The organism is Niallia oryzisoli (assembly GCF_043641075.1).
GTDB lineage: Bacteria > Bacillota > Bacilli > Bacillales > Cytobacillaceae > Bacillus_BD > Bacillus_BD oryzisoli_A.
In genome coordinates, this window is the sequence record NZ_JBHZRC010000007.1 from 1 (window position 1) to 18,611 (window position 18,611).

18 protein-coding genes and 6 tRNA genes are annotated in these 18,611 nt (G+C 40.7%); 2 read left to right on the forward strand and 22 right to left on the reverse strand.

All coding sequences use genetic code 11. The annotated features are described in order from the left end of the window. Positions 1–112 precede the first annotated feature (112 nt). The 7 genes from ACHUFV_RS18035 to ACHUFV_RS18065 form a co-directional block, all read right to left on the reverse strand. A tRNA-Lys gene (locus ACHUFV_RS18035) sits at positions 113–185 on the reverse strand. 11 nt (positions 186–196) lie between these two features. After that, positions 197–271: transfer RNA gene (locus ACHUFV_RS18040), tRNA-Gln, on the reverse strand. 12 nt (positions 272–283) lie between these two features. Then, a tRNA-Asp gene (locus ACHUFV_RS18045) sits at positions 284–360 on the reverse strand. 179 nt (positions 361–539) lie between these two features. After that, a tRNA-Glu gene (locus tag ACHUFV_RS18050) sits at positions 540–611 on the reverse strand. 9 nt (positions 612–620) lie between these two features. Next, positions 621–711 (reverse strand) — tRNA-Ser (locus ACHUFV_RS18055). A 3-nt stretch (positions 712–714) separates the two neighbouring features. After that, positions 715–789: transfer RNA gene (locus tag ACHUFV_RS18060), tRNA-Asn, on the reverse strand. A 174-nt stretch (positions 790–963) separates the two neighbouring features. Further along, a complete protein-coding gene (locus ACHUFV_RS18065; protein WP_394236582.1) occupies positions 964–1,425 on the reverse strand; it encodes a SprT family protein in 462 nt (153 codons plus the stop codon). A gap of 95 nt (positions 1,426–1,520) precedes the next feature. Here ACHUFV_RS18065 and cmpA point away from each other — a divergent pair, with 95 nt between their 5' ends. Further along, the gene (gene cmpA / locus ACHUFV_RS18070) at positions 1,521–1,631 is read left to right on the forward strand and encodes a cortex morphogenetic protein CmpA (RefSeq protein ID WP_394236584.1); all 111 of its coding nucleotides are present in this window, start codon (positions 1,521–1,523) and stop codon (positions 1,629–1,631) included. Positions 1,632–1,741: 110 nt separating this feature from the next. On the opposite strand, the gene ACHUFV_RS18075 is transcribed toward cmpA, so the two are convergent. From ACHUFV_RS18075 to acpS, 6 genes are all read right to left on the reverse strand, one after another. Further along, positions 1,742–3,922 (reverse strand): Tex family protein, encoded by a 2,181-nt coding sequence (locus ACHUFV_RS18075; protein WP_394236585.1) that lies wholly within the window; start codon positions 3,920–3,922, stop codon positions 1,742–1,744. A 152-nt stretch (positions 3,923–4,074) separates the two neighbouring features. Further along, positions 4,075–4,425, reverse strand: a complete 351-nt coding sequence (gene ndoA, locus ACHUFV_RS18080) for a type II toxin-antitoxin system endoribonuclease NdoA (RefSeq protein WP_071396434.1) — start codon at positions 4,423–4,425, stop codon at positions 4,075–4,077. A gap of 4 nt (positions 4,426–4,429) precedes the next feature. Further along, positions 4,430–4,711 carry a CopG family ribbon-helix-helix protein gene (locus tag ACHUFV_RS18085; protein ID WP_150442114.1) on the reverse strand — a complete coding sequence of 94 codons (282 nt, stop codon included), beginning with the start codon at positions 4,709–4,711 and terminating at the stop codon, positions 4,430–4,432. 452 nt (positions 4,712–5,163) lie between these two features. Then, positions 5,164–6,318: an alanine racemase gene (gene alr / locus ACHUFV_RS18090; RefSeq protein WP_394236587.1), complete on the reverse strand. Its 1,155-nt coding sequence runs from the start codon at positions 6,316–6,318 to the stop codon at positions 5,164–5,166. A 292-nt stretch (positions 6,319–6,610) separates the two neighbouring features. Further along, positions 6,611–7,621, reverse strand: coding sequence for a LolA family protein (locus ACHUFV_RS18095; RefSeq protein ID WP_394236589.1), 1,011 nt, complete (start codon positions 7,619–7,621; stop codon positions 6,611–6,613). A 162-nt stretch (positions 7,622–7,783) separates the two neighbouring features. Further along, entirely contained in the window at positions 7,784–8,134 is a 351-nt protein-coding gene (gene acpS / locus ACHUFV_RS18100) for a holo-ACP synthase (RefSeq protein WP_394236591.1), read from the reverse strand. A 133-nt stretch (positions 8,135–8,267) separates the two neighbouring features. On the opposite strand from acpS, the gene ACHUFV_RS18105 reads away from it, so the two are divergent. After that, on the forward strand, positions 8,268–8,858 hold the full coding sequence (locus ACHUFV_RS18105) for a rhomboid family intramembrane serine protease (protein WP_394236593.1): 591 nt from the start codon (positions 8,268–8,270) through the stop codon (positions 8,856–8,858). A 53-nt stretch (positions 8,859–8,911) separates the two neighbouring features. Here the strand turns inward: ACHUFV_RS18105 and ACHUFV_RS18110 are convergent, their stop codons facing one another. The 9 genes from ACHUFV_RS18110 to ACHUFV_RS18150 all read right to left on the reverse strand — a co-directional run bounded on the left by ACHUFV_RS18110 (position 8,912) and on the right by ACHUFV_RS18150 (position 18,272). Continuing rightward, positions 8,912–10,330, reverse strand: coding sequence for a PH domain-containing protein (locus ACHUFV_RS18110; RefSeq protein WP_394236594.1), 1,419 nt, complete (start codon positions 10,328–10,330; stop codon positions 8,912–8,914). Next, the gene (locus ACHUFV_RS18115) at positions 10,323–10,802 is read right to left on the reverse strand and encodes a PH domain-containing protein (protein WP_394236596.1); all 480 of its coding nucleotides are present in this window, start codon (positions 10,800–10,802) and stop codon (positions 10,323–10,325) included. Before ACHUFV_RS18115 ends, ACHUFV_RS18110 begins: the two co-directional genes overlap by 8 nt. Before the next feature lie 148 nt (positions 10,803–10,950). After that, positions 10,951–12,423, reverse strand: a complete 1,473-nt coding sequence (locus tag ACHUFV_RS18120; RefSeq protein ID WP_394236598.1) for a DEAD/DEAH box helicase — start codon at positions 12,421–12,423, stop codon at positions 10,951–10,953. Positions 12,424–13,087: 664 nt separating this feature from the next. Then, positions 13,088–13,783, reverse strand: a complete 696-nt coding sequence (locus ACHUFV_RS18125) for an alpha/beta hydrolase (RefSeq protein WP_394236599.1) — start codon at positions 13,781–13,783, stop codon at positions 13,088–13,090. 346 nt (positions 13,784–14,129) lie between these two features. Beyond that, complete coding sequence (locus ACHUFV_RS18130) at positions 14,130–15,506, reverse strand: UDP-N-acetylmuramoyl-tripeptide--D-alanyl-D-alanine ligase (protein ID WP_394236601.1); 1,377 nt, start codon at positions 15,504–15,506, stop codon at positions 14,130–14,132. A 35-nt stretch (positions 15,507–15,541) separates the two neighbouring features. Beyond that, the gene (locus tag ACHUFV_RS18135) at positions 15,542–16,612 is read right to left on the reverse strand and encodes a D-alanine--D-alanine ligase (RefSeq protein WP_394236603.1); all 1,071 of its coding nucleotides are present in this window, start codon (positions 16,610–16,612) and stop codon (positions 15,542–15,544) included. A gap of 251 nt (positions 16,613–16,863) precedes the next feature. Continuing rightward, positions 16,864–17,178, reverse strand: coding sequence for a DMT family transporter (locus ACHUFV_RS18140; protein WP_394236605.1), 315 nt, complete (start codon positions 17,176–17,178; stop codon positions 16,864–16,866). 2 nt (positions 17,179–17,180) lie between these two features. Next, positions 17,181–17,522 carry a DMT family transporter gene (locus tag ACHUFV_RS18145; protein ID WP_394236607.1) on the reverse strand — a complete coding sequence of 114 codons (342 nt, stop codon included), beginning with the start codon at positions 17,520–17,522 and terminating at the stop codon, positions 17,181–17,183. 117 nt (positions 17,523–17,639) lie between these two features. Then, the gene (locus ACHUFV_RS18150; RefSeq protein ID WP_394236609.1) at positions 17,640–18,272 is read right to left on the reverse strand and encodes a histidine phosphatase family protein; all 633 of its coding nucleotides are present in this window, start codon (positions 18,270–18,272) and stop codon (positions 17,640–17,642) included. Positions 18,273–18,611: the final 339 nt, after the last annotated feature.

Consider the following 18,611-nt stretch of genomic DNA (forward strand, 5'->3'; position numbering starts at 1 on the left):
TGAAGGGAGTCGAACCCCCACGCCTTGCGGCGCTAGATCCTAAGTCTAGTGCGTCTGCCAATTCCGCCACACCCGCATATAAAAAGATTATTGTATAAGCAAAAATCTTTAATGAGCCATGAAGGACTCGAACCTTCGACCCTCTGATTAAAAGTCAGATGCTCTACCGACTGAGCTAATGGCTCAAAAAATAAAATGGCTGGGCTAGCTGGATTCGAACCAACGAATGACGGAGTCAAAGTCCGTTGCCTTACCGCTTGGCTATAGCCCAAAATATAGTAACTGGCGGTCCGGACGGGACTCGAACCCGCGACCTCCTGCGTGACAGGCAGGCATTCTAACCAACTGAACTACCGGACCAGATTAGTTTATTAAATAGATAGCAGTCTAGCTCCAGCGCCTAGCGTCTAGTGGACTTCACATTCCTCCCTACGATAAGTCAACATCCAATCGCACTAACGTGCTCTTGGTGTTTCCTTTATCTCGGTCCGGATATTCCAGTCCATACGCCGCTTGGCAAGGCGCTTCCGCTTTCTAGATGACCCGTACGGGATTCGAACCCGTGTTACCGCCGTGAAAGGGCGGTGTCTTAACCGCTTGACCAACGGGCCATGATAATATGGCGGAGAAGGAGGGATTTGAACCCTCGCGCCGCTCACGCGACCTACACCCTTAGCAGGGGCGCCTCTTCAGCCTCTTGAGTACTTCCCCATATGGCTCCGCAGGTAGGACTCGAACCTACGACCGATCGGTTAACAGCCGATAGCTCTACCACTGAGCTACTGCGGAATAGTTAGTATTTCATCGTCAATACCGTGCATGAATAACTTGTCTCAATATCGACTCTTTATATTATATTTACGCTAAATATAAAAGTCAAGTCCATTTTGTTCATTAATTATTCTAAAATGAATATACATTTATAATCACGGGATAAAAATATACCACCCAATTGAATAAAGGTCAATCCTCTTTAAAAACTAATTTCCCCCTGCAGATCCCACAAACATATTTTTTTGTATCCATTCTTCTCTTCCGGCTATACACCTGATGACAGCTGCTGCAAAAATACGTTAAAACCTTTTGACTTCTTTGACCTGCAGCCTTTTCCGGAAGTGTCGAGCAGTACCTTGGTGCCCCAACCTTATCCATTAGAACCTTAAAATCCTTATCCTGATGCTTGTAGCCCTTCCCCTCTAAATGAAGATGATAATGGCACAGCTCATGTTTTATAATGCCAATTAACTCACTAATCCCTAACTGCTGATAGTATTTAATATTCATTTCAATGTCATGACTGTTTAATAGATAACGGCCTCCAGTTGTTTTTAGCCGGGAATTAAAGGTGGCTTGATGTCGAAAGGGCTTATGGAAATACTCTAGTGAGATATTTTCCACTAGTTTTTGTAACTCTTGATTATCCATATTCATTCATCTCCTTCACACCATTACGCACATGACAAACTATATCAGCATAGACTAATGATAATCAATAAGATTTTTGTCCGGGAGGTTCTCATATGCCTACTTGGTTTCAAAATCAAATCCAAAAAGCCTTTTATGAAAAAAACAGATACCAAATTAAACTGTTAAATCAATGCTGGTTCATTTATAGGAAAAAACATTTTTGAACCTATTACAGGACTGTCCCATACTTATGTATAGAAGCCACATGAAAAGTGTCGTGTGGATTCTGACATTTGATAGGACAGCCCTGTTAGATTATATATTTATAAACCTCTTAGCCTTCTGCCGGTGAAAGCATAGTTAATGCCACTCTGCCTTTATTTAAATCAACTGAATCGACCCAGACAGTTACTACATCCCCAACAGAGACGATATCAAGAGGATGCTTTACAAACTGACGGCTCAATTTTGAAATATGGACAAGACCATCTTGTTTGACTCCAATATCTACAAAAGCACCAAAGTCTACGACATTACGGACCGTTCCTTGCAGTTCCATCCCGGACTTTAAGTCTTCAAGCTTAAGGATATCCTTTTTCAGAAGCGGAGTTGGCAATTCGTCACGCGGATCTCTTTCTGGTCTAACGAGCGCGTCTACAATATCCTGTAGTGTCAATTCACCAATTGTTAGCTCTTCAGCTGTTTGCTTAATATCAATTGCAGCTAAAACCTTTTTTAACTCCTCTGTACCTAAATCAGTAGAGGTGAAGCCAAGAGACTTTAGCAGCCTTTCAACCGCATCATAATTTTCCGGATGGATAGATGTTCTGTCTAGCGGTTCAACGCCATCTACAACTCTTAAAAATCCAATGGCCTGTTCATAGGTTTTAGCCCCTAAGCGAGGAATTTTCTTTAATTGCTTCCTTGATGTAAATCTTCCTTCTTCCTCTCTCTTCTTAACAATATTGTTTGCAACTGTTTTTGAAAGTCCTGAAACATACTGCAGCAGTGAAGGAGAAGCTGTATTCACATTTACGCCAACCTGGTTAACAACCGTTTCAACAACAAATGTAAGGGATTCTGTCAATTTTTTTTGTGAGACATCATGTTGGTATTGACCGACACCAACTGATTTGGGGTCAATTTTCACCAGTTCAGCTAGCGGATCCTGTAGACGTCTTGCAATAGAGACTGCACTTCTTTCCTCCACCTGATAATCAGGGAATTCTTCCCTTGCAATGTCAGAGGCAGAGTATACACTAGCCCCAGCCTCATTCACGATTAAATAAAAGATCTCTTCAGGCAGTTCCTTTAATACATCGGCGACAAACTGCTCTGTTTCCCTTGAGGCTGTCCCATTTCCAATTGCCACCATTTCGACCTTGTAATCCTTCAAGATCTTCACAAACTTTTCCTTGGCTTCCTTTGTTTTGGATACCGGTGGATGCGGGTAGATAACACCAATCGTTAACACCTTTCCAGTCTCATCAACGGCGGCTAGCTTACATCCGGTCCGATAAGCCGGATCGACCCCGAGCACTACTTTTCCTTTTAACGGCGGCTGAAGCAATAGATTTCTCAAATTTTCTGAGAAGATATGAATGGCCTGTTCCTCTGCCTTTTCCGTTAACTCATTACGAATATCCCTTTCAATAGAGGGCTGAATCAATCGTTTATAGCCATCTTCAATCGCTTCTGAAACAATGGGAGCCGTAATAGATCCTGTATGACGAATCCATTTTTTATGTAGGTATTTCACGATAAATTCTACATCCGGTTTAATGTTCACACGTAGAATATCCTCTTTTTCTCCGCGGTTCAGGGCTAAAATTCGATGCGGGACAATTTTGCTTACTGGCTCCTCATAAGAATAATACATTTCATATACTTTCTTCTCATCTTTTTCAGAGTCTTTTTCAGATGTTTCGATGATTCCTTTTTTACTTGTTTCTCTTCGGATCCACTTTCGACCCTCCGCTTCATCTGAGACCATTTCAGCTATAATGTCTTTGGCACCTGTCAAAACATCTTCAACCGTAGTAACTTCTTTTTCATCCGATAAGTATTTGCTTGCCTCTTCCTCTATTGAACCACCTTTAGGGAACGTCAACAGCCACTCCGCAAACGGCTCTAACCCCTTTTCCTTCGCAATCGTTGCTTTTGTACGTCTTTTTTGTTTATACGGACGGTACAAATCCTCAACTTCCTGCAGCTTCACGGCTTTTACTATGCTTTGCTGAAGTTCAGGTGTCAGTTTCCCTTGCTCGTCAATCAGTCGGATAACTTCTTCTTTACGGTGCTCCAGATTTTGTATATATTGCCATCTTTCCATAATATCCCGTATCTGTACTTCATCTAGAGAACCGGTCTGCTCTTTTCGATAACGGGCAATGAACGGCACTGTGTTCCCTTCATCAAGCATGGCTATGACATTTTTTATTTGTTTAACAGCAAGAGATTGCTCTGATGCTATTAATTGAAATAAATCCGCTTGCTTTTCTAGAGTATTTTCCAATCGCACTGCCTCCAATAATGAGTAATATCTTTATTTTAACAAATTCACCCGCCTGATAACCATTCAAACCGCTGTGTTTCAGCAAACAAATTTCAACGAACTTAAGAAAATAATAAAAACGCCCCTAAGTATAAGGACGTTTTTTATATGATTTAAAATTCAATAAGACCTAAACTAATTTGCAGGGCTTCATTGACCTTTTCCATCATTTCATCATCGAGATGAGTTATTTTATCGGTTAAGCGTTGCTTATCAATTGTACGAATTTGCTCTAAAAGAATGACCGAATCTCGTTCAAAACCATATCGCTTCGCATCAATTTCAACATGTGTAGGCAGCTTCGCTTTTTGAATTTGAGCTGTGATTGCTGCAATAATTACTGTGGGACTAAACCGATTCCCGATGTCGTTTTGAATGACGAGTACAGGGCGCACCCCGCCTTGTTCTGAACCAACAACTGGGGAAAGGTCCGCAAAATATACGTCTCCACGTTTGACAATCAAAGGTTTAGCCTCCGCTTACTAGACGTTCAACTGTGTGTTCTGCCTCATATTCCGCTTGAAATGCTTCAGATGCAATCGTCAAATTTATTTTGGCCATTTCCATATAGCCCCGTCTCATGGATTCACGAATATGTCTTTTCTTTCGCTCACGCAAGTACATTTTCGTTGCTTGATAAATAAATTCACTACGATTCACATTTTCTTGTTTGACAAAACCGTCTAACTCACTTAATAGATGTTGCGGTAATTTTATCATAATCTCTGTCGTTACACTTGACTCAGACACAATTGTACACCTCCACCATCAATACACACCTATTCACTCTACCATTTTTTATAATATCATTATTTTTTATTAATGCAAAGACTATTCAAGGATTCTTCAATATTATCGTCCCAAAAAATAGCCTTTTATGCATACATACGCTTAATTGACTAGTTTATGTCGATAATTTTATTTCTATTTAGTTTTCCGATTAAACTATGTTGTTGATTTCCGTTCCAGGCACTTCGCTTTCCGCGGGCGACCGCCGAGCCTCCTCGACACTACGTGTCTGCGGGGTCTCGACTGTCTCGCTTCTCCCGCAGGACATTGAATTACTTCCTTGAATCCGCCCACGCACGAGAAAATTCGATAGAATTTTCGAGGAGTCTTCGTGCCTTCCACTACAATCAACCTGCTAACAAAAATTAATATTGCTTAAACGCATTTTTCGGTAAATCTCAGTGTCAATAATATTATAACAAACCATTGACCACTTCGACTATTTTACCATCCTGGAGGTATACACGCGGGATTCGATTAGACATCATACAGGTAACCTCATAGTTGATTGTCTCTAATACATCAGCTATCTCATTCACCGATATAAGTTCATTTCCTTGTCTGCCAATGAGGGTAACCTCTGTTCCTACTGGTACGTAGGAAGGAAGCTTAATCATCATTTGGTCCATACAAATCCGTCCTGTAATCGATGCTCTTTTTCCATTCACTAAAACTGCTTGTCTAGAAAGTTTACGGATCCAGCCATCGGCATAGCCAATCGGCAGCGTTCCAATCCACTCCTGCGCTTTTGCTTCATAGGTCGCACCGTAGCCCACATTCTCACCCTTCTGTAGTTCCTTCACATGAACAAGCTTCGTACGCAGTGAAAAAGCCTCTTTGAGTGGATAAGGCAGTACCGTCTCGATTTCCGTTGAAGGACTTAACCCATACATTGAAATGCCAAAACGAACGCCATTAAAATAGCTTTCCGGGTAGCGAAGTGCTGCTGCAGAATTGCTGGAATGAACCATTTCAGGACGCTGTTCAAAGCTTTCCACCAGCTTAGTAAACGAAGCTAACTGCTGTTCATAATAGGTCCGATCCAACTGATCAGCTGTTGCAAAATGTGTAAATACACCCTCTAAATAGAAACACGAATTGGTTCTGATGGCAGATTCAACTTCCCTAAGCTCCTGCTTAGTTTTCACTCCAATCCTGCCCATACCCGTATCAACTTTGATGTGAAGCTTCAGAGGTTTACTATCCTTTAAAAACTCCACTGCTTTGTCTATCCATTCCTTTTGAAAAACGGTCAGTGTAATATCATATTCAGCAGCTAACGCAGCATTTTCCGGTCTGCTTGCCCCTAATACAAGCACCGGCTCCGTAAGGCCTTTTTTTCTTAATGCAATGGCTTCATCAATAAGCGCGACAGCTAAATAGGAGGCGCCCGCTCGTATGGCTGTACGTGCTACTTGAATATCCCCATGCCCATATGCATTAGCTTTAACAACAGCAAATAAAGCCACATTATTCGGTAAAATATTTTTCAATGATTCCACATTATAATAAATGTTGTCAAGATTAACCTCTGCCCAAGTATCCCGATAAAACGGTTGAACACCCATTTGAATAATCCTCTCTTTAGTTGACGTTTTTATCTGTATATTTCGATTATCAAACTAGTGTAAGCACTTGTCAAATGGGTTTAAAAATAAATACAGAGGTTCTCTAAACTTTTGAGACGAAAACTGGGTTCGTCTACCTCACCCTCTTGACAACAATGAAAAAGGCTGACCCTTTTGTAAGGTGTCAGACCCTGCCATACAATATCTAGCATAAACAAATAGATACCGATTATTCATTTACCCTGTTATTATACTTGCAGAATCTAACACCATTTAGTCAGCCGTTTTTTTCTTATTTTACAGCGTTACTTTGAACTGTACGTGCAATTTCAACCATTTCCTCTGGTGTCAAATCATTAGAAGCAATCATATAATCCACACCATCATTTGTCCAAGTTAAACTATTATCAGTTAGCGCTCCAATTGTAAAGCCTAGATCGACTAGTTCACCTGTCACATTTGTCGGTCCAGCTGTAGCAGGCATAACCGTTGTTTTTTCTTGAACAAGTGTAAAGGATTTATCCCCTTCATACGTGAGTACAATTCGTTTCCCAGTATCTATTTTTACTTCCTTTTCACCTACTAAATGAACGCCAGGAATTTCCTCCGGATATTTAACCGTTAATTCTTGATTTTTCAAATCAGCCATTACCGTTGTATCTAGCTGTGCACCCGTCATATTCTTTTGGACATTGAAGTCATTTTTATCAAAGCTGGCATCAAATTTCACATCAGAAAATTTAACGGTCACAAGTGCATTATGGTCGGAATCCATGACCTTCACACTAATCGGTGCAAGGTCCTTTTTATTTAACGTAATCTCCTGGTATGGAAGCATCTTATTATTTTGGTACCTTGTTTTGGTTTCAAATACATAGTGTTCCTTTGTAGCCGTGAATTTTGCTTCTTTATCCTCCATAATATCCTTGACAAGCGACTCATATAAATAAGCTTGGCTGCTATTTTGAGGCCAGTCACTTTGGAACTTAAAGCTTTTATTTAGGGCAGGAGTTAATACAAAGACACCTTCTTCATTGCGGAGAATCATTTGATTTTGATCCCTCTGGGCATTTTTTAAATCAACCCGGTAGAAATCAGGCTCTTTATGCCAAATCTCTACTTCATACGTATGCGGCTCTGTTCCCATCTGTAAGGTCATTTTTGCCTTTGCCTTATACCCGCCCAAATCCTCAAGCTTCGTATTCAAATCCTTTACGACATCTTCTTGTGATTTCGTTCCACAGGCAGATAATACAAGGACAACCATGAGCCCTAAAGCCAGCATGAATATCTTCTTCTTCATTCCTTCAACCCCTTTTGTCTCATTTCCATTACGTAGAAGGAGAGCTCATAAAATACACCTGGCCTTGTCTCTCCTATTGCACTATGAATATATGAGACAACCACTTATAATATGACGAGCTAGGGTGAAGGAATTCTTGCAGTTCTTTCTGACTCAGGTTAATTAATTTTCAATAATCACCTGTGCCGCTGCATATTCAGCACTGTGGGTAATGGATAAATGAACACCGTTCTGTCGAGGTTTACTGATAAACGGCTTTCCTTTTTCATCATTCTCCACTTGAATATCAAGAAAGGAAAGCTGTTCACCAATCCCTGTTCCAAATGCTTTAGCAAATGCTTCTTTTGCCGCAAATCGACCTGCAAGGTATTCAATCCTCCTTTTATCAGATAACTGCTCATAGGCTTCTTTCTCAAAAGGGGTCAGGATCCGTTCCACAAATTTAGATTGACGTTCTGCGACTTTTTTTATCCGCTGTAATTCAACGATATCGAGACCAATTCCTGAAATCATTTTATATCTTCCTTCTATCTATAATTTTTTGTGCATATGAAATAGCATAAACAAGCCATCATCAATCCATTTTGTTTTGCTCTAAAACTGGTTGTGTTATGATTTATCCAGCTACCAAATTTAGGAGGGGTACATGTTTACACGAACAGAAAGCTTTAAAGAATTTATTCGGTATTATCCAGTTGTTTCTGTGATTGTTTCCATCCATATTATATTATATCTAGTAACCTCATTGCCTATTTTCCCCAACTCCTTGCTCTTGGAATTGTTAACAGGCGTTAACTTGTATATTTGGCAGGGAGAAATTTGGAGATTGGTAACACCGATTTTTCTGCATAGCGGATTCTCACATGTCCTTTTTAACAGCTTTTCACTTGTACTGTTTGGACCAGCATTAGAGAGGCTTCTGGGACGCTTTCGGTTTACCTGGGTTTATTTAGCTACGGGGGTTTCGGCCAATTTGGCCACATTATTGATTGAGCCTGTTACATACATCCACCTGGGTGCAAGTGGAGCTATTTTTGGCTTATTCGGTATGTACATCAGCTTGATTGTGTTCCGTAAACATCTGTTGTCAAAGGATAATAGACAGTTAATAACCACCATCGCCGTCATTAGTATTATCATGACCTTTCTTCAGCCGAATATAAACATCATTTCCCACCTATTCGGTTTTCTTTCCGGATTCCTAATTGGAGCTTTAACGTTAAAAAAACGTGCCTGACTTCTGAATGTCGCCGTTTCCCAGGTCGACGTTCAGAAGTCAGGCACCCTAGCTTATTGATACGTATACCAATTATAAATCGTAAGACAGTCCTGTTTCTCGATGTCCACTACTTCGCCGCCTGAGGGGCCGACTCCGGATTTTACCGTTGCATGAATGGTTCCGAGAGCTTGCCTCTCTTGAAAAGGACTCCTAGCTAACGTTAGGGACTGGATCTTATTTTTCCTCATATAAAAGGTATTTTTCACAATTCCTCGGTAGGTTAAGGTTAATTGCTGCTGATGTAAGCTCCAGCCGGCATCCTTATAATTAAGAAAAGCCCAAATTGCCGCAAATGGTATCAGCACTAATGATAAAAAGCCCCAAGGTCTGAAAAAAATAATCGCCGCTGCTGCAATGATCAACGGGAGCAGCAACCCTCGAAACATATACCTTTTTAACGCCCGTTTTGGTGCCGGAACCAATTCTGGACTAAAGCAATAATCATGTAAAAACGGAGATAAAAGGGCAGCAACCTCTTTTTTCTTAATAATCGGCAGGAGGAGAGTCTTTGAACTGTTCTTTTCTAGGGAACCCCCTGCACTTTCTAAGTAAACAGAGCAATACCCAATTGGCTGCCTGATGATATTTTCACTGATTAGAATCCCTTGAATCCGATTTAATGGAATCGTAAGCTGTCTTTTTTCGAGCAATCCTCTTGAGATGACTAAATCCTCTTCCACCTTTTTCACTGTAAAACCGGCATACTTGAACATCGTTCCAACTACAGCAATAAACCACGCGAGCAAGAATAGCAGGAAGAGAGCAATGCTCACAAAAGCAATACCGTTAGAGATATAGCCCTGCAGCTCCTTAAAAACTTTTTCAAACGGAATCAATTCATCAAACTGTAAAATAAAGGCGAGAGAGGCAGATATCACTACACCTGCACCCCCTGATGTTGAAGCAAGGAGCATAAGCTGCGAAGGCTTCATGGTATAAACGATATCTGATTCCTCGATTTCCCTATATTGCGTCTGGTTTCTTTTAACAGAAGTTAAAATATCCTGGATTGCCACAGCATCCTGTTTCTTGATCGCGGTTAACACCGCTTCAGCATTATTTAAACCGCTTGAGCCTGCAGTTTCTACCTTTACAGTTACAAGGCCAAATGGACGCTGTAGAAGTCCCTCTGAAAAGTCGAGACTCTGAATCCTTTCAAATGGAATATATCGTTTTTTTCTTACAAACAAGCCTGATTCTATTCTTAACTCGCCTTCCTCTACCCGGTAGGTGAACCGCAGCCATGATAAGATACCACCGACTAGTGAAAGCACGATGAAGGAGGCTGTGAAAATCATTTGCCATAGGTCTAGTCCAGGACCCTTCCCTCCAAATAAAAAGATAATAATAAATGGGGCAATAAATTCCTTCAAAGACTTTAAAAAGTTAATTACACTCGTTATGGGATGAAGCCGTTTCGGTTCAGACATCTTCATCGGCCACCCTTGCCAGCCTTGAAATCGATATTCTCATTTCCTCCGCCTCCGAAAGCTCTAAAGCAGGTATTTCATGAGTTGTGGCTGCGGTTGAAACCGTGACAGAAGCTAACTTATACTTTCGCAATATTGGCCCCTGTGCGGTATCTACGTGCTGGACACGGACCATCGGGACAAGTGTACGTTTGATGACAAACAAACCATGCTGTAATTCTATTTCCTGTTCTCGAACTTCATAACGCCAACGCTTCCAACGCAGCGAAGGAAACAGTATGACAAAAAAGTAAATAGATAAAATGAATAAAATAATAGCGGTAACACTAATCCAAATCGGCCAATCAAAGAAAATCGTGAGACCAATTACTCCGCCGGCCAAAAGCAAAAAGACGGCGGAAATAACAGCTCCCGAAATTCGCCAAACCCTTAATGCTCTTTCAGAAATCCTATTTTTCGGTTCCAATACCATGGTTTCTCCCCCTGAATTCACAAATCATATCCCTTTGTAATATGTACGTTTCATCTCATATTTAGTTTCAGTATGAAAAAAGGTGTCAGGCACCACATATGGACAAATTACTCAATCTGTCTTTTTGTGGTGCCTGACACCCTATCTATTATTTATAGCTGTTTGATTTTGATTTGTATTGCGAGTTATTTGGGCGCTTTCCGCCATGGCCGTGGCCTTGACGTGACTTCATTGGTGTTCTCTTACGGTTATTATCATATGCGCCGCGTTTACGGTCATCAAATTTACGGTCACGCTTTGCTGGCAGAGGTTTTTCTTCTGTCAATTTTACCGGAGTTGTATCAGGCTCTTTTGTCAGCATTTTTAATACAGCAGCCACAACGGTAGAAGCATCATGCCCCTCTAACAGTTCATCTGCAGCCTGCTTATAATATTGAAGATTATTCCCCTCAATCGTTTGAATGATTTTCTCCATTGCCGCTTTTTGTTGGCCTTCTAATGCTTCATCTAATGTTGGCGGCTCCATACGCTCCATTTTCTTTCTTGTTGTTTTTTCAACAACATGAAGATAGGATTTTTCACGCGGTGTAATCAACGTCATCGCAACGCCTGTTTTACCGGCACGGCCTGTTCTGCCAATTCGATGAACATAGCTTTCAGGATCTTGCGGGATATCGAAATTATACACATGTGTAACGCCTGAAATATCTAAGCCGCGTGCAGCCACATCCGTAGCTACAAGGACATCAATGGAACCTTCCTTAAACTTTCTTAATACAGACAGTCTTTTTGCTTGACTTAAGTCACCATGGATTCCTTCCGCATTATATCCGCGAAGGTTTAGTGCTTCAGAAAGCTCATCGACCCGTCTTTTCGTCCGTCCAAAGATAATGGCTAGCTCTGGTGCTTGAATATCTAAAAGCCTTGTCAACACATCAAACTTGGCTTTTTCCTGTACTTCAATATAGTACTGTTCAATGGAGGACACCGTCACTTCTTTCGTTTTTACACGTACAATTTGCGGGTCCTTCATAAAACGCTCTGCGATACGCTGAATTGGTCCAGGCATAGTCGCTGAGAAAAGCAATGTTTGATGGTCTTCCGGAGTTTGGGCTAAGATAGCTTCGATATCTTCAATGAATCCCATGTTCAACATTTCATCTGCTTCATCCAATATAACCGTTTGGACATGATCAAGCTTAAGTGTGTTCCGATTGATATGGTCAAGCAGACGACCAGGAGTACCTACAATAATATGAGGAGGTCTTTTTAAAGCACGAATCTGTCTGTTAATATCCTGTCCGCCATAGATAGAAAGGACACGCGCTCTTTTACCATAACCAATTTTGTACAGCTCCTCTGAAACCTGGATAGCAAGCTCCCTTGTCGGTGCAATAACGATTCCCTGAATGATATCCTTTGTGTAGTCAATTTTATCAATCATCGGAACGCCGAATGCAGTTGTTTTTCCCGTACCTGTTTGTGCTTGACCGATTAAATCCTTGTTACCCAGACCCAATGGAATTGTTTCAGCTTGAATAGGAGTTGCTTCCTCAAATCCCATTCTCTTTAATGATTTTAATGTGGCCGGACTAATATTCAATTCTTCAAATTTTGTCAATTTTTCCAATCTCCTTTAATTGTAACAAAATAGTCTATATAAAGTGGCTAGTGTGGTTTTCTCCCGAGCCAAATTCCTGCGGAGATTATTCGATCAAATTCGCCCCGTCGAATTTACGTGCAGTTTTCTTAACGAGCTCACTCGATAAATCTACTGTAGTAATCGCAAGGTCCGTCGAAGGCTTAACTTCATTCATCAGGGTTGAAACCCTGCTTAAATCAGAGAAAGTTCAACAATCTCTAGCTCTTATTGAAGTGGATAACTTTTGCTGAATGAAGTTAACGCAGCAATACATACAATACATACAAAATCCGTATAGTGTTGTACGCCACCATTTAGTATGGAGGAATTTTTGAATTGAAGAGCCGCACTATTATCCCTATAGCCGGCGTCGTGGAGGAAGGCTTCGTGACTCTGATGAAGCGGAATAACGTATCAATACTATTTAAACAACTCAATGTAAGCTGTCCGTCCTCCGTTTCCTACATACAAAAAAAGTGAAAAAAGACATTCTCCAAATGGAGTATGTCTGGGTTCGAAAGAAATTCTCTCATTGGCACTTTGATGGTAATTTTACCAGTTATCCCGCCTATTTGCAAGAAAGATCCATAGCCTAGGAGGAAGTGTGGAAATAGTATTCATAAAGTATATGCAAAAAAGAAAATTACTTAACCCCTGCTTTTAGAAAATAAAGGATATTTTCAAATAAATCTTCTCTCTCATCACTATGACATATCAAATGCTTTGAATTCTTCAAATAAAAAAGCTTCTTTGATGATGAACCAATTTGGCTATATAAATATTGAGCTGCTTTTGGCGGTACAACACCATCTACCTCACCTTGGGCAATAAAGGTTGGAACGCTAATTTGAGGCACTAACGGTCTAATTGAATAGACAAGCTTACGAAATTGCAGTGTTGCTGCTAAAGGAGTTTCCTTCAATTTTCGTTTGTACCGTAAAAACAGTTCATTCTCATTGAGCTTTCCATTGTACAGGTCTTTAACCATTGCCCCAATATCAATGGCAAGCTGTTTTGGATTCACATAGTAGGCTGCAGCACTTAAGAGAACTAGCTTTTCAACCGGAAAATGAACAGCTAAATAACTTGCGATCATGCCACCCATCGAAAACCCTACAACATACACCTTTTCACAGGTATCAAGTAATTTTTCAAGCTCTTGTTCAGCATGCTTAATCCATTGATTATATTGAACCCCTTTTAAATTTAACGAATCGCCATGACCAGGCAATGTCGGAACAGCCAGCTTCCAATCTGTATGACTGTTTAAAAAATGAACAAGCGGTTCAACCTCAGATGGGGCCCCCGTAAAACCATGTATACATAAGCAACCAATCATGCAAAAACCACCGCCAATAATCAAATTCGCCCGTCGAATTTGCGTCCGGATTTTTATCGAGCTCGCTCGATAGAATACCTTTAAAAAATCCGAGACATCCGCCGGAGGCTTAACTTCATTCAGCTAGGGCTGGGCCCCCACTGAATCGAAGAGCCATTTTCATTCACCCTTAACATTAGAAAAGGAGGACCTCCGCTGAATGAAGTTAGAATGAAGTGCTCTAATGTATTTTTCACGCATTCCCTATAAAGATACGCATGGAAAATATAAACAGTAAGCGTAAATCCCCTTGTTCTTTTGAAAAAACGAAAAAGCGAAGACCCTGTATTCTACAAGGTCCTCGTTCTTAGTTTAATAAAGCATTCACCACTTCTTCAAGCTTCATGCCTCTGGAGGCCTTTACTAGAACAAGCGTCTCTTCATTTGTATACTTTTCCAGCTCTTCAATCAGAGCTGGTTTATCTATAAAGGAAAATACTCTGTCGGCTGTGAAAACGGTCTTGGCTCCGGCCGCAATTTCCGTTCCTAGCTGACCAAAGGTAAACACATAATCGACCTTTTCTGGGTCAAGATATTTTCCCATTTCAAAGTGAAATTCATTTTCCTTTTCCCCGAGCTCTAGCATATCCCCAAGTACGAGAATTTTTCTTTCATAATCAGGGAGATTGGACACAAGATCAACGGCAGCCTTCATCGATGTTGGGCTGGCATTGTATGCATCATTGATAATCTTTTCACCATTTTTCCCTTCTACTAATTCCATTCTCATATTGGTTAATTTCAAGCCTGAAAAACCAGCATTCATCTGATAGAACGGGATTTGAAAATGCTGCGCTGCCAGCATGGCGCTTAGTGCATTTAAAATATTATGGGCGCCGAGCACCGGTAGAGAAAATTCGGTTTCCTCGCCATTTATCTTAAATGTGCTTCCATTTTGATTGGTTTCCCATTCAAGTGGATACAAATCATTTGAATTCATGCGTCCAAAGGTCTTGATATCCGCACTGCCCGCATAATTGGAAAGGCCTTCCTTCAGTAATAATTCATCACCGAAGTAGATGATTAAACCGTTCTCCTTTAACCCATCAATAATTTCAAGCTTTGCCGCTGCAATTGCTTCTCTTGAACCCAAATCCTGTAAATGGGATTCACCGATATTTGTAATAACCACCACCTCAGGTCGTGCAAGCTTTGAAAGAAATTCAATTTCCCCTCTGCCGCTCATTCCCATTTCAAGAACCGCTATATCTGTATCCTCATCAAGCGAAAGAATCGTTAGCGGCATTCCAATATGGTTATTATAGTTTCCTTCCGTTTTTTGCACCTTATATTGAAGCGCCAACAGGTTCGCTGTCATATCCTTCACAGTTGTTTTTCCATTGCTGCCAGTAATCCCAACTACTTTTACATTAAGCTCATTACGATAGGCTCGTGCCAATTCCTGTAAAGCAAGTAGAGTATCCTCTACAACAATAATGGGCAGGTTTGAAGGAGGATTGGGAACATCCTTTTGCCAAAGTGCAGCGGCCGCTCCGCCTTTTAACGCGGCTTCAACAAATCGATGTCCATCCGAGTGCTCCCCTTTAAATGGAACAAATAAATTTCCTGGCGTTATTCTTCGAGAATCAATGGACACCCCATCTATGGATACCTCTTGAAATGCTGTTAGATCGTTCTCGACTTTTATCATCTTCTGTATCTGGTCTAATGTTCTTTTAATCATTGGGCCCTCCTCATCATTACGGTCATTTCCGGGCTTTAGAATGTATATTTAATGTTTTGCTTTTCTTTATGTCTTTCAATCCCCAATTGAACAAGCGTTTCAATTAGCTGTGGATATTCCAATTCTGTATGCTTCCATAGAAGAGGGAACATACTTACAGGCGTAAATCCAGGCATGGTATTCACTTCATTAATCATCGCTGTCCCATCCTTTGTTAAAAAGAAATCCGCTCTTACAAGTCCTGAACAATCAAGTGCCTTAAACGCCTTTATTGCCATTTCACTTAAGGTTTTGTACTCTTCCTCGGAAATAGAAGCTGGGATAATTAGTGCCGTATCGCCATCTTCATATTTTGCTTTATAATCATAGAAATCTTCCTTCGGTACAATTTCCCCCACAACAGAGCATTTCGGATCATCATTTCCAAGCACAGCAATTTCAACTTCTCTTGCTGTAACGCCTTCTTCGACAATAACCTTGCGATCAAATTGAAAGGCTTCCTGAAACGCATTTTCCAGCTCAGTATGATTTGAACACTTGCTGATTCCGACACTCGAACCAAGATTGGCCGGCTTCACGAAGCAAGGGTAGCCAAGCTCTTTTTCAACCTTCTCATAAACTAACTCCGGCTTTGCATTCCACTCACTTTTAATAAATGAAACATATTGAACCTGATTCAGACCAGCATGGGCAAAAATATTTTTCATTACCACTTTATCCATACCTGCCGATGAGGCAAGAACGCCATTTCCAACATACGGAAGATTTAGTAATTCTAAGAGGCCTTGTACCGTGCCATCCTCGCCGTTCGGTCCATGCAATAACGGAAAAATTACATCAAAGGTTTTTCCATCCACTGCTTGGAAAAGCTTTGTTGAAAAATTTGTATCAGATGATGCTGTTTGTGAAAATTGCAGGTCTTCAACCTTTTCAACCGGTCCATTTAACTGCTCACCTTTGATCCATTCACCCTTTTCAGTAATATAGATCGGATATATTTCAAATTTAGTATGGTCTAACGCTTTATTTACAGCCAATGCTGTCCGTAGAGATACTTTATGCTCAGCAGATTTTCCACCATATAATAAACCTAATTTCGTTTTCATTTTAGACCTCCAATATATAAATGACACCTTTAACATTTAACATTTTACCACTTTACAGCATCTGCGGGAGGATTTCTTACACGTTATTGCAGTCAGTTTTTCGTTATATGACATATCCCGCATTTACACACCCATTGCCTATTATATGTATAGGTGGGCTGAACCGAAACCTTAAGTTCAGTCTCCTGTAAATATTTTGTAAAAAAAGTGAATGTCCTTTTTATGAGTATATGTAATTTATTTCATTTTCTTTAGGCAATTGATTTCAACCCAACCACACCAGCAACAATCATGAGAATGAACATGACACGTTTCCAATTCCGTGATTCACCAAAAAATAGAATCCCCAGAATGACACTGCCTGCTGCCCCAATACCGGTCCAGATTCCATAGCCTGTTCCAATCGGAATCACAAGCAGGGCTTTTGATAAAAAGTAAAAGCTGAAGGCACTCAAGACAAGTGTTAGGATGGTATAGCGATGACGAGTAAAGCCCTCCGATAACTTCATAAAAATAACAAAGCCGACCTCACACAATCCGGCAATTATTAAATAAATCCATTCCATTGCTATCTATCCTTTTCCTGTTCATTTTCACTCACCGTCATCTTTAAGCCGATAATACCGCCAATCAGCAGGCAAAGGAAGAGAATCTTTAAAAACCCGCCAGACTCATTCAAAAATAACATACTAATCACAACTGTTCCCGCTGCCCCGATCCCCGTAAACACTGCGTACGCTGTCCCAATTGGAATGGTTCTCATTGCTTTGGCAAACAAAATAAAGCTGACCACAATAAAGAAAATGGTAACAGTAGACCATAACGGGTCCGTAAAACCACTTGAATTTTTTAATCCAAAGGCCCAAACAATCTCACTTAAACCAGCAAGGAATAAAAGTACCCATGGCATGAATAATACCCCTTTATTTCTATTCTTTCATTACACAAAAAAACAGAGTCAATTGCTCACTCTGGTTAAACATCCTTCTATTATATACTACATGTGCTTATTTTGCTTTCTTAGATCCTATGAACGTCTAGAAGAATCCGTTTCCGTCACATGACTCATGTCACTCTCAATTACTAGCTCAAATTGCCCATTTTCTACTTTCACAACAGATAGACTCGTTCCGTCAACCGTTGGCTCCGTCCAAAAGTCCTTTAAATCAATCGCTTTAAAAATAAGATAAAGAATTTTAATAAAAAGGCCGTGCGTCACCACTAACAGATTGCCGTCCATTTCACTATTTTTCAATTCCTGCAGAAAATCATGGGCCCTGTCCAGCATATCCATAAAGGTTTCTCCGTCCCCGTTTTGAAACCGGTCAGGCTCGTTCATATAGGATTCATATTCATTCGGATATTGCGCCTTGATCTCCTTTGTCGTTAACCCCTGCCATGGACCTAAATGCATTTCCATAATCCGCTCGTCTTTCTGGATAGTTGTAGTACGAGCTCCGCGAAGAATTTGCGCTGTTTCAAGCGCCCTTTCACTTGGGCTCGAAATAATCCCTGTAAATTCGGTATCCTTCAGCTTTTCTCCGAGCAGCCTCGCGTACTCTCTTCCTTTATCTGTTAAATTCGAATTAAGTCTTCCTTGGATGCGGCTGGTCTTATTCCATTCTGTTTCCCCATGTCTCACAATGTATAACTTTAGCATTTTCTAACTCTCCCATGTTTCGTAACTACTTTTATTATGAAGGACACTTGTTTCGCTTTTCGGCTTTGTTTTGTCCTTTAGAACCTTTATGAAGGACAGTTCCTTTGCTCTTCGCCTTCCTTTTGTCCTTCAGAGCCCTTATGAAGGACGGTTCCTTCGCCTTTAGCCTTCCTTTTGTCCTTTAGAGCCCTTATGAAGGACAGTTCCGGAGCCTTTAGCCTTCCTTTTGTCCTTCAGAGCCCTTATGAAGGACAGTTCCGGAGCCTTTAGCCTTCCTTTTGTCCTTTAGAGCCCTTATGAAGGACAGTTCCGGAGCCTTTAGCCTTCCTTTTGTCCTTC

Bases quoted from the DNA above. Each gene is read 5' to 3' on its own strand.
- ACHUFV_RS18115 (WP_394236596.1), bottom strand. From the start codon at position 10,802: ATGGTATTGGAACCGAAAAATAGGATTTCTGAAAGAGCATTAAGGGTT.
- ACHUFV_RS18130 (WP_394236601.1), bottom strand. From the start codon at position 15,506: ATGATTAAAAGAACATTAGACCAGATACAGAAGATGATAAAAGTCGAG.
- ACHUFV_RS18150 (WP_394236609.1), bottom strand. From the start codon at position 18,272: ATGCTAAAGTTATACATTGTGAGACATGGGGAAACAGAATGGAATAAG.
- ACHUFV_RS18105 (WP_394236593.1), top strand. From the start codon at position 8,268: ATGTTTACACGAACAGAAAGCTTTAAAGAATTTATTCGGTATTATCCA.
- ACHUFV_RS18065 (WP_394236582.1), bottom strand. From the start codon at position 1,425: ATGGATAATCAAGAGTTACAAAAACTAGTGGAAAATATCTCACTAGAG.
- ACHUFV_RS18110 (WP_394236594.1), bottom strand. From the start codon at position 10,330: ATGTCTGAACCGAAACGGCTTCATCCCATAACGAGTGTAATTAACTTT.
- acpS (WP_394236591.1), bottom strand. From the start codon at position 8,134: ATGATTTCAGGAATTGGTCTCGATATCGTTGAATTACAGCGGATAAAA.
- ACHUFV_RS18145 (WP_394236607.1), bottom strand. From the start codon at position 17,522: ATGCCATGGGTACTTTTATTCCTTGCTGGTTTAAGTGAGATTGTTTGG.
- ACHUFV_RS18095 (WP_394236589.1), bottom strand. From the start codon at position 7,621: ATGAAGAAGAAGATATTCATGCTGGCTTTAGGGCTCATGGTTGTCCTT.
- alr (WP_394236587.1), bottom strand. From the start codon at position 6,318: ATGGGTGTTCAACCGTTTTATCGGGATACTTGGGCAGAGGTTAATCTT.
- ACHUFV_RS18135 (WP_394236603.1), bottom strand. From the start codon at position 16,612: ATGAAAACGAAATTAGGTTTATTATATGGTGGAAAATCTGCTGAGCAT.
- ACHUFV_RS18140 (WP_394236605.1), bottom strand. From the start codon at position 17,178: ATGGAATGGATTTATTTAATAATTGCCGGATTGTGTGAGGTCGGCTTT.
- ACHUFV_RS18125 (WP_394236599.1), bottom strand. From the start codon at position 13,783: ATGATTGGTTGCTTATGTATACATGGTTTTACGGGGGCCCCATCTGAG.
- cmpA (WP_394236584.1), top strand. From the start codon at position 1,521: ATGCCTACTTGGTTTCAAAATCAAATCCAAAAAGCCTTTTATGAAAAA.